The organism is Pseudomonas frederiksbergensis, from assembly GCF_001874645.1.
Classification (GTDB): Bacteria; Pseudomonadota; Gammaproteobacteria; order Pseudomonadales; family Pseudomonadaceae; genus Aquipseudomonas; species Aquipseudomonas frederiksbergensis_B.
In genome coordinates, this window is sequence record NZ_CP017886.1 from 4,440,073 (window position 1) to 4,449,798 (window position 9,726).

A 9,726-nucleotide genomic window follows, 5' to 3' on the forward strand; every position below is an offset into this window, starting at 1 on the left:
CGCATGAGCGGGGTTTGTGGTTTTCCAAGTCTGTAATTTCAGCGTTCAGGCTTCGCGCTTCTGCTCTAGATTTTCCAGTTCGGCCTTATAGCTGTGGGCATCACTCTCGGAGTGGAACATTCCCACCAGCATGTCTTGTTGATGTACGTCCCAAATCCGGATACCGGCGGCTACGCCTTCGTGGGATTTATGTGAATCGTCGCGTTCAGTTACTTTTACAGTCATCTGCTGGCTCCAATCTCAATTGATCTGCAGCAAGGCGTGTGCAGGCCTTTGTTATATGTTTTGTTAGCTTGCTAAGTAAATGCCTTCGTTCGGTAATGGTCTTTTGCAGGAATTGGAAAAATCCCGCAGCCCTTACAGGCCGTGACATTCGGTCGCAGGGCGTTGAGTTTCATGACAAAGGTTTCATGTATTGAGATCAAAAGATCGCAGCCTGCGGCAGCTCCTACGCGGATCGATGTTTGCTGTAGGAGCTGCCGAAGGCTGCGATCTTTTCAATTTGAAGGCGAAAAAAAGCCTCGCAATTGCGAGGCTTCTTCACTTCGATCCAACTCAGCTGCCTTTGACAGCCTTGCCGTCGACCGTACCGTCCAGGAGCATGATGTTGTACTCCTTGCCGTCGGTCTCGACCTGACGCAGGGCTACCAGAATGTAGCCCCAGTCCTTGGCGAACCACATTTCGGTGATGCGCTTGTTCTGTGTCGGGTCGCGAACACGTTCAACCTTGATCGCATCAACCGAACCGGCCTTGGTCTGGACTTTCTCCTGGCCAATCACGCGGAAGTCGTAGGTGTCTGTGTCTTCACCTTCGACCACTTGGTAGCTCATGCTTTTTTTGCCGGCTGCTACATCGCGCTGCAGGGCCAGTTGGTAAGTGGACTTGTCCAGCATGCCGGTGTTGAGCGGTACCTTGACCGGATCGCCGCGATCAGTACCGGTGACCATCTTGGTGGTCCAGTCGAAGTCCAGATTGACCTTCTTGGCTTTGCCCAGACCGCCGCGTTCGAAGCGATATGACTGAGGCAGCAAGGCGTCCTTGTCCAGCTTCAGGGTGCTTTCCTCGGTCAGACTGGCGACCAGCATGGAAGCCTTGAAATTCAAGGTCCAGGAGCCGTTGTCATTTTTCGACAGGCTGCGTTCGGCCGAGCCGCTCATCGGAAGCTGCTTCCAGTCGGCGGTGTAGCTGGCGGAGAACGGTTGAAGGTCTGCCGCCTGCGCAAGGGGCAGAGCGAACAGAGCACAAGCGAAGAGCAGGGCGCGACGCATAAAATCTCCTAGTTTCGAATCAAGTGACCGCTGGTCGCGAGTAACTGACCATCCAGTAAAGCACCCTGTTCGCCAAGGCTCAGTCGGCCCTCGGCAAACCAGCGTACGGCCATCGGGTAAATCTGGTGTTCGCAGGTATGAACCCGTTGCGCCAGACTTTGCGGCGAATCGTGCAACTCTACCGGTATTACTGCCTGTACGACCAGTGGTCCGCCATCGAGTTCCTCGGTGACGAAGTGCACGCTGCAGCCATGTTCGGTGTCGCCGGCTTCCAGCGCTCGCTGATGAGTGTGTAACCCTTTGTATTTGGGTAGCAGCGAAGGATGGATATTAAGCAGGCGACCCTGATAGTGACGGACGAAATCAGCGCTGAGAATGCGCATGAAGCCGGCCAGTACCACAAGCTTGGGTTGGAAGGCGTCGATCAGTTCGATCAAGGCGGCATCGAAGGCCTCGCGACCTTCGAAAGCCTTATGATCCAGGGTGCGGGTGTCGATACCCGCGTCTCTGGCGCGCTGAAGGCCGTAGGCATCAGCGCGGTTCGAGATCACCGCGCGAATGCGCACAGGGTTGTCCGCGTTCTGCGCGTCGTCGATCAAGGCCTGCAAGTTACTGCCGGTGCCGGACAACAGCACCACCACATCACAGGTGACGGGCATCTGCTCTTGCATCCGCTCGTACATCAGTGTGCCTTGAGGTTCTTCAGCTCGACCGAGGCCGCGCCTTCGGCAGCGGTAGCGATCTGGCCGATGACCCAAGGCTGCTCACCGGCTTCACGCAGCACGTTCAGCGCGGTTTCAACGTGTTCCTGGGCAACGCAGATCACCATGCCAACGCCGCAGTTCAGCACGCGGTGCATTTCGGTTTCGTCAACGTTGCCTTTCTCTTGCAGCCAGTCGAACACCGCCGGACGGGTCCAGCTCGCTACGTCAACCACGGCCTGAGCGCCTTTTGGCAGAACGCGAGGGATGTTGTCGAGCAGGCCGCCACCGGTGATGTGGGCCATGGCTTTGACAGCGCCAGTGTCTTTGATCAGCTTGAGCAGCGGCTTGACGTAGATACGGGTTGGCGCCATCAGCAGGTCGGTCAGCGGCTTGCCGTCGAGCTGGATGTTTTCGATGTCTGCACCGGACACTTCGATGATCTTGCGGATCAGCGAGTAGCCGTTGGAGTGAGGACCGGAAGACGGCAGGGCGAGCAGGGCATCGCCAGCCGCGACTTTCGAACCGTCGATGATTTCCGACTTCTCGACCACGCCCACGCAGAAGCCGGCCAGGTCGTAGTCTTCGCCTTCGTACATGCCTGGCATTTCAGCGGTTTCGCCGCCAACCAGCGAGCAGCCGGACAGTTCGCAGCCAGCACCGATGCCGGTGACGACTTGAGCAGCGGTGTCGACGTTCAGTTTGCCGGTGGCGTAGTAGTCGAGGAAGAACAGCGGCTCGGCACCGCAGACCACCAGATCGTTGACGCACATGGCAACCAGGTCGATGCCGATGCTGTCGTGCTTGTTCAGGTTCAGCGCCAGACGCAGCTTGGTGCCGACGCCGTCGGTGCCGGATACCAGCACGGGCTGCTTGTAGCCAGCCGGGATTTCGCAGAGGGCGCCGAAACCGCCCAGGCCGCCCATGACTTCCGGGCGCGCAGTGCGCTTGGCGACGCTCTTGATGCGTTCGACCAATGCTTCACCGGCGTCGATGTCTACACCGGCGTCCTTGTAGCTCAGGGAGGGTTGCTTGCTCATGATCCAGGCCTTTAGGGGGGATTCAGGGGTAACGACCGAGTTCGGCGAGTGCGCTGAAATACGTGTGGCGCGATTGCCGCGCAAGCATTTCAGAGTACCCAGCCGTTGCCGGTCTACGAAGGCGCGCGATTTTATCAGGCTTGAGGGGCAGCGGCCATCCTCGGGCCGACGGGCAGAGGCATATCGCGTTAAAAAAACCGAAAATGCCGGTGCTGGTGACGTCGCTCGTGGCTGTATAAGGTATAGCCGTTAACCGGCTATCGTTATGACAGAGTGAAAACTTCCATCGATTGCGTGAATGTTTTGCTTGGGCGCGTGGTCACAGCCTTGCTCATGTCTGTTCATGCGGTCTGTTCCAGCCGCTTTTTGTCGTCGGGAATCCTCCATGCGTTTGTGTAAATTACTTTTTGTGGGCTGTTTGTCACTGGTCAGCCTGGCGAGTCATGCCCAAACCGTTAACGGTCTCTATCAAGTGCGCGAGCCGGTCAGCAGCCAGACCCCGGAGGAGCGCGATCAGGCCACCCAGCGTGCGCTGGAAACCCTGGTGCTGCGTCTGACCGGTGACGCCAAGGCTGCACAGAACCCGGGGCTGGCGGCGATTCGCAAGGACCCGCAGCAGATCATCAGCCGATATGGCTACGATGCCGGGCCGCCGGAAAGCCTGCAAGTCGATTTCGATCCGGCCAGTACCGATCGGGCGCTGCGTCAGGCGGGCCTGGCCTTGTGGAGCGCCAATCGGCCGTCGATTCTCGGTTGGTGGCTGAACGATTCGACCGAAGGCTCAAGCCTGGTGGGCGACGGTCAGGCCAGTGCTGCGCCGTTGCGGCGTGCCGCCCAGCATCGGGGGCTGCCGTTGCGCCTGCCGATGGGTGACCTGAATGAGCAGATCGTCGCCACCGCGCCGCATCTTGAAGGCAACGATCCGGCGCCGCTGCATGGCATCTCTGAACGTTACGGCGCGGACGCTCTGTTGGCCGTGCATGCGCGGGAAGAGGGCGGTCAGTGGCAGGCCAAGTGGCATTTATGGCTGGGTGATCAGCGCGAGCAAGGCAGTGTGCAGGGGGCCGATAGTGCGGCGATTGCCGATGCGGTGTTGCTGGCGGTGAGTCAGCGCCTGGCGTCTCGTTTTGTCGCCAGGCCGGGAACGTCCGCCGAGCAGTTGCTTGAGGTGCAAGGCATGAATCTGGAGCGCTACGCGGTGCTGGGGCGCTTGCTGGAACCATTTGGTGCACACCTGCAAAGTGTCGAGGGCGACCGGATCGTGTATCGAGTCAATGGCAGTGCCGATCAACTGCGAGCGCAGTTGAGTCTGGCGAAGTTGCAAGAGGTGTCGGCGGGTGTTGCGCCTGCATCGGTTCTGCCTTCGGTTGGCGGTGGGGCACCTGCAGTTGCCCCGGCACCCGCGCCCAAAGCGCAGTTGAGTTTCCGTTGGTAGATTTTTCTTTCCTTATATAGAAGCTGGAGTGATTCATGGCCGATACGCGGCGTTGGGTATGGCTGGGTGGGGTAGCCCTGCTGTGCGCATTTGTGTACTTATTGCATCCGATCCTCACGCCGTTCCTGGTGGCGCTGTTGCTGGCCTATCTGTTCGACCCGTTGGTGGATCGCCTGGAGACATTCGGTCTGTCGCGGACCTGGGGTGTGGTCGCGGTGTTCGCGCTGTTCACCTTGGTCGTCATGACGCTGCTGCTGGTATTGGTGCCCATGCTGGCCAAACAGCTGTTCCGCTTGTATGAGCTGGCACCCCAGATGCTCGATTGGTTGCAGCACACGGCGATGCCCTGGGCGCAGTCAAAACTCGGGTTGGCGGATGGGTTCTGGAAGTTCGACAAGGTCAAGGCCGCGATCAGCGAGCACATGGGGCAGACCACTGACATCGTCGGTATCGTGCTGAGCCAGGCCACAGCATCGGGTTTGGCGTTGATCGGTTGGCTGGCTAATCTGGTGTTGATCCCGGTGGTGAGTTTTTACCTGTTGCGCGACTGGGATCTGATGATGGCGAAGATCCGCAGTCTGTTGCCGCGTGATCGTGAAGAGCGTGTGGTATCGCTGGCGAACGAGTGTCACGAGGTGCTTGGCGCATTTGTTCGTGGGCAGTTGCTGGTGATGCTGGCGTTGGGTGTGATCTACGCGGCGGGTCTGATGCTGGTCGGACTGGAACTGGGGCTGTTGATCGGTCTGATTGCCGGTCTGGCAGCGATCGTGCCGTACATGGGCTTTGTGATCGGGATCGGCGCGGCGTTGATTGCCGGGTTGTTTCAGTTTGGTGGCGACCTGTATCCGATGATCGGGATTGTCGCGGTGTTCATGGTCGGTCAGGCGCTCGAGGGCATGGTGCTGACGCCGTTGTTGGTGGGGGACCGGATTGGTCTGCACCCGGTGGCGGTGATCTTTGCGATTCTTGCGGGTGGAGAGCTGTTCGGTTTCACCGGGATCCTGCTGGCGTTGCCAGTGGCGGCGGTCATCATGGTGCTGGTGCGCCATGTGCATGATTTATATAAGGATTCTGGTATGTACAGTGGCGTGGAGGATTCGGATTGATCGGGGCTGTCGATTAAGCGCTCAAGGTCGCCCGGCGCATTGCCGGGCAGGCCTGTAAAACTCTCCCGGCTGTTACATACGCCGTCAAACAAACCCAGGCGATACCTGCAAGTTAACGCAAACCTTTGATTTTGCTTATGGTCTGCTGCATTGTGCGGCTGGCGTCACGGGTATAAACTTTGCAAACTTTACACAGAGGCCACTAACGGTTCGTTTGGAACTGTTCAGTCAGCATGAAACCGATTCAGCTGCCCCTAGGTGTGCGTCTGCGTGATGACGCTACCTTTATCAACTACTACCCCGGCGCCAATGCCGCTGCACTCGGCTATGTCGAGCGGCTGTGCGAAGCCGACGCCGGTTGGACCGAAAGCCTGATCTATCTCTGGGGCAAGGACGGCGTAGGGCGTACGCACTTGCTGCAAGCCGCGTGCTTGCGCTTCGAGCAGTTGGGGGAGCCGGCGGTGTACTTGCCGTTGGCCGAGTTGCTGGATCGCGGTATCGAAATCCTCGACAACCTTGAGCAGTACGAACTGGTCTGCCTGGATGACTTGCAGGCAGTCGCAGGGCGGGCTGATTGGGAAGAGGCGTTATTCCATCTGTTCAATCGCCTGCGTGACAGCGGTCGGCGCCTGCTGATCGCCGCCTCAACCTCGCCACGCGAGTTGCCGGTAAAACTGGCTGACCTCAAATCCCGCTTGACCCTGGCATTGATTTTTCAGATGCGGCCGCTGTCCGATGAAGACAAGTTGCGTGCGCTGCAATTGCGTGCGTCGCGTCGCGGTCTGCACCTGACCGACGAAGTCGGGCATTTTATTTTGACTCGCGGTACTCGTAGCATGAGCGCGTTGTTCGAGCTCCTCGAACGCCTCGATCAGGCTTCCCTGCAGGCTCAGCGCAAGCTGACAATCCCCTTTCTCAAAGAAACCCTGGGCTGGTAAAACTGCGGCCTGTAGCGCGTTTCGGCTTCTTCCAGGCGTCAAAAAAACCGCTTCCGGAAGGGCTTTCGCGGCGCGTGCAGATTTAAAATGGGCTTAAGCGCTTAGATGTTGGCGAGAAACTGATAAGTCACATTTGGGTCGATTGAATTTGCAAATGAGGACGATAGAAGGCATAGTCTCGCCTTCTTTACAACTTCAGCCACGGTCGTGCCCATGCTAAATCGCTTCGCACCCCTCGTGCCTCTCGCACTTGTCACCCTGCTTTTTGGTTGCGCGGTTCATTCCCCGGTCTCGCAACAAAACGATCAGCAGATTAAAAATTCAGCGACTGCCCAGTCTTCCGTTATTTATCAGGAAGAGTTGGCGACCGAAAAAGAGCTGGCCGATTTTGCCAGCAGCAAGCCTTACCAGCTTCCGGTTCTGGCCGACAGCATTCTCGAACGTGGTTTGTCCCTGGTCGGTACCCGTTACCGTATGGGCGGTACCTCTGAAGCCGGTTTCGATTGCAGCGGTTTCATCGGTTATCTGTTTCGTGAAGAGGCTGGCATGAACCTGCCGCGCTCCACTCGCGAAATGATCAACGTGAATGCCCCATTGGTCTCCCGCAACAACCTGAAGCCTGGCGACTTGTTGTTCTTCGCCACCAATGGTCGTCGCGGTCGCGTCAGTCACGCCGGGATTTACCTGGGTGATGACCAGTTCATCCATTCCAGCAGCCGCCGCAGCGGTGGTGTCCGGGTCGATAACCTGGGCGACAGCTACTGGAGCAAGACTTTCATTGAGGCCAAGCGAGCGCTCGCCATGGCACCAACGACGGTCACGGCAAGCAAGTAAGCGGACTTTTTGTAAGGCTAACTTAAAGTCTTACTTGAAGTTTGGCGCGTAGCCGCTAGAATCCTGATCTATTGTTGACTAACTAACCGCGTAAGCCCTGCTTACGCGGTTTTGTTTTCAGTCTCTCGGCAGAGAAAGCCGCAGCCAGATCAGGATGTTCTGTATATGACGATGTCGGCCCGCCTTGTACTTATCTTCTTCGCAGCGCTGCTCAGCGCCTGTGCCAGTCGTACTCCGCCGCCTGTTAAAGTCGTTCGCGCCCCGGTTTTTGCTCCCGTTCAATCTTTCTCGCCTGCCGCTGAAGACGTGCTGATTCGGGCACTGGGTCTGGTCGGTACGCCTTATCGTTGGGGCGGCAATACGCCGGATTCGGGTTTCGATTGCAGCGGCCTGATCGGCTACGTCTACCGCGATGCGGCGGGTATTTCCCTGCCGCGTTCAACTCGCGAGATGATCGGCATGCAAGCGCCGAGTGTCGGCCAAGAGGCACTGCAGACCGGTGATCTGATCTTCTTCGCCACCAATGGCGGCTCGCAAGTCAGCCATGCCGGGATCTACGTTGGTGAAGGTCGCTTCGTGCATGCACCCGCCACGGGGGGTACGGTGAAGCTGGACAGTTTGTCCAAGGCCTATTGGCAGAGAGCCTACCTGAGCGCCAAGCGTGTTATTGAGCCCGAACATCTGGCGCACAATTTCTAGTTCGCAGAGGTTGTCATGACCGCTCGCACACTCAATCTCGACGAATCCCTCTACAACTACCTGCTCGACGTATCCCTGCGCGAAACACCGCTGTTGCGCCGCTTGCGTGACGAAACCCAGGCGCTGCCCATGGCGCGCTGGCAGGTGGCGCCCGAGCAGGGGCAGTTTCTCGCGTTGCTGGTCAAGCTTACGGGTGCCAGACGCTTGCTTGAAGTCGGCACCTTTACCGGCTACAGCGCCTTGTGCATGGCGGCCGCCTTGCCGGATGACGGCGCGTTGATCTGCTGCGACATTCCCGGAGAGTACAACGCCACGGCGCGCCGTTACTGGCAGGAGGCAGGCCTCGCTGGGCGCATCGATTTGCGTTTGGCCCCTGCGCTGCAAACGCTGGCCCAACTTGAGCAGCAAGGGCTGGGTGGTTGCTTCGATCTGATGTTCATCGATGCCGACAAGGCCAACTATCCGGCCTATCTGGAAAGCGCCTTGCGCCTGTTGCGAAGCGGTGGTCTGGCGGTGTTCGACAACACGCTCTGGAGTGGACGAGTACTGGAAGAAAATCCCGCGAGCGAAGACACCCGAGCCATCCAGGCACTTAATCGTGCCTTGAAGGATGACTCGCGTGTCGATCTGTCGTTGTTGCCTTTGGGTGATGGTTTGACGCTGTGCCGCAAAAAATAATGGGCTGATGGCAACGATCGCAGCTCCGGCGGTCGATCTGCTTTTGATGAGCCCCCGGCTTTAATTGACGCTCCACCCCCAACCCTCTAACCTTCGCGACTTGTTTCAGGTGCTCTGTGACCCAGTGGTCGACCGAGTGAAACAGGGAAGCCGGTGAGGGCGCGTTCTTTGACAGAACGGGCGACGATCCCGGCGCTGCCCCCGCAACGGTAAATGAGTAAAAACTGTGCTTTGAGCCACTGTGTCGTAGATCGATATGGGAAGGCGCGCAGTCAGGCGCAAGCCGCTCATGAGCCCGGAGACCGGCCTGATTCATCCAGCGGCATCACGGTGGGCGATGCCAGGCTTCTTGCCGTCTATTTCTATGCCTGCCCGCCGTTATCCAGCCTCAACGGAGAGCTCCCCCATGACTGATTCCCCCGATCGTGACGAACGCCATCTGGCGCGCATGCTGCGCAAGAAAGCCGTGATTGATGAGCGTATCGCCAACTCGCCGAACGAATGCGGCTTGCTGCTGGTTCTGTCCGGCAACGGCAAGGGCAAAAGCAGTTCTGCGTTCGGCATGCTCGCCCGGGCAATGGGCCATGGCATGCAGTGCGGCGTGGTGCAGTTCATCAAAGGGCGCAGCAGTACCGGCGAGGAACTGTTCTTCCGTCGCTTTCCGGAGCAAGTGCGCTTCCATGTGATGGGCGAAGGTTTCACCTGGGAAACCCAGGATCGCCAGCGCGATATCGCCGCCGCCGAGGCCGCGTGGGAAGTCTCCCGTGAATTGCTGCGTGACTCAGGCGTTGGTCTGGTAGTGCTCGATGAGCTGAACATCGCGCTCAAACATGGCTATCTGGACCTCGACCAGGTGCTCAGCGACTTGCAGGCCCGTCCGCCGATGCAGCACGTGGTAGTTACCGGTCGCGGGGCCAAGCCGGAGATGATCGAGCTGGCCGACACGGTCACCGAAATGGGCATGATCAAGCATGCCTTCCAGGCCGGGATCAAAGCGCAAAAAGGCGTTGAGCTGTGAGCCTCTTT

At 58.6% G+C, this 9,726-nt stretch carries 11 protein-coding genes and 1 riboswitch; of the genes, 7 read left to right on the forward strand and 4 right to left on the reverse strand.

What is annotated here, in order from left to right; all coding sequences use genetic code 11:
- Positions 1 to 45: 45 nt before the first annotated feature.
- The 4 genes from BLL42_RS21225 to purM form a co-directional block, all read right to left on the reverse strand.
- Positions 46 to 225, reverse strand: coding sequence for a hypothetical protein (locus BLL42_RS21225; RefSeq protein ID WP_071553887.1), 180 nt, complete (start codon positions 223 to 225; stop codon positions 46 to 48).
- A gap of 330 nt (positions 226 to 555) precedes the next feature.
- Positions 556 to 1,269, reverse strand: coding sequence for a DUF3108 domain-containing protein (locus BLL42_RS21230; protein WP_071553889.1), 714 nt, complete (start codon positions 1,267 to 1,269; stop codon positions 556 to 558).
- Positions 1,270 to 1,277: 8 nt separating this feature from the next.
- Positions 1,278 to 1,928, reverse strand: a complete 651-nt coding sequence (purN, locus tag BLL42_RS21235; RefSeq protein WP_071555813.1) for a phosphoribosylglycinamide formyltransferase — start codon at positions 1,926 to 1,928, stop codon at positions 1,278 to 1,280.
- Positions 1,929 to 1,951: 23 nt separating this feature from the next.
- A complete protein-coding gene (purM, locus tag BLL42_RS21240) occupies positions 1,952 to 3,010 on the reverse strand; it encodes a phosphoribosylformylglycinamidine cyclo-ligase (RefSeq protein WP_071553891.1) in 1,059 nt (352 codons plus the stop codon).
- Between the two features lie 385 nt (positions 3,011 to 3,395).
- Here purM and BLL42_RS21245 point away from each other — a divergent pair, with 385 nt between their 5' ends.
- The 7 genes from BLL42_RS21245 (at position 3,396) to cobO (ending at position 9,718) form a co-directional block, all read left to right on the forward strand.
- The gene (locus tag BLL42_RS21245; RefSeq protein ID WP_174553336.1) at positions 3,396 to 4,445 is read left to right on the forward strand and encodes a DUF2066 domain-containing protein; all 1,050 of its coding nucleotides are present in this window, start codon (positions 3,396 to 3,398) and stop codon (positions 4,443 to 4,445) included.
- 35 nt (positions 4,446 to 4,480) lie between these two features.
- Positions 4,481 to 5,551, forward strand: coding sequence for an AI-2E family transporter (locus BLL42_RS21250; protein ID WP_071553895.1), 1,071 nt, complete (start codon positions 4,481 to 4,483; stop codon positions 5,549 to 5,551).
- Positions 5,552 to 5,784: 233 nt separating this feature from the next.
- A complete protein-coding gene (gene hda, locus BLL42_RS21255) occupies positions 5,785 to 6,489 on the forward strand; it encodes a DnaA regulatory inactivator Hda (protein ID WP_008033543.1) in 705 nt (234 codons plus the stop codon).
- Positions 6,490 to 6,702: 213 nt separating this feature from the next.
- On the forward strand, positions 6,703 to 7,323 hold the full coding sequence (locus BLL42_RS21260) for a C40 family peptidase (protein ID WP_071553897.1): 621 nt from the start codon (positions 6,703 to 6,705) through the stop codon (positions 7,321 to 7,323).
- A gap of 165 nt (positions 7,324 to 7,488) precedes the next feature.
- The gene (locus BLL42_RS21265) at positions 7,489 to 8,022 is read left to right on the forward strand and encodes a C40 family peptidase (RefSeq protein ID WP_071553898.1); all 534 of its coding nucleotides are present in this window, start codon (positions 7,489 to 7,491) and stop codon (positions 8,020 to 8,022) included.
- A gap of 15 nt (positions 8,023 to 8,037) precedes the next feature.
- Entirely contained in the window at positions 8,038 to 8,700 is a 663-nt protein-coding gene (locus tag BLL42_RS21270) for a class I SAM-dependent methyltransferase (RefSeq protein ID WP_071553900.1), read from the forward strand.
- Positions 8,701 to 8,790: 90 nt separating this feature from the next.
- Positions 8,791 to 9,025, forward strand: a riboswitch (cobalamin riboswitch).
- A gap of 81 nt (positions 9,026 to 9,106) precedes the next feature.
- Positions 9,107 to 9,718, forward strand: coding sequence for a cob(I)yrinic acid a,c-diamide adenosyltransferase (gene cobO, locus BLL42_RS21275; RefSeq protein WP_071553902.1), 612 nt, complete (start codon positions 9,107 to 9,109; stop codon positions 9,716 to 9,718).
- Positions 9,719 to 9,726: the final 8 nt, after the last annotated feature.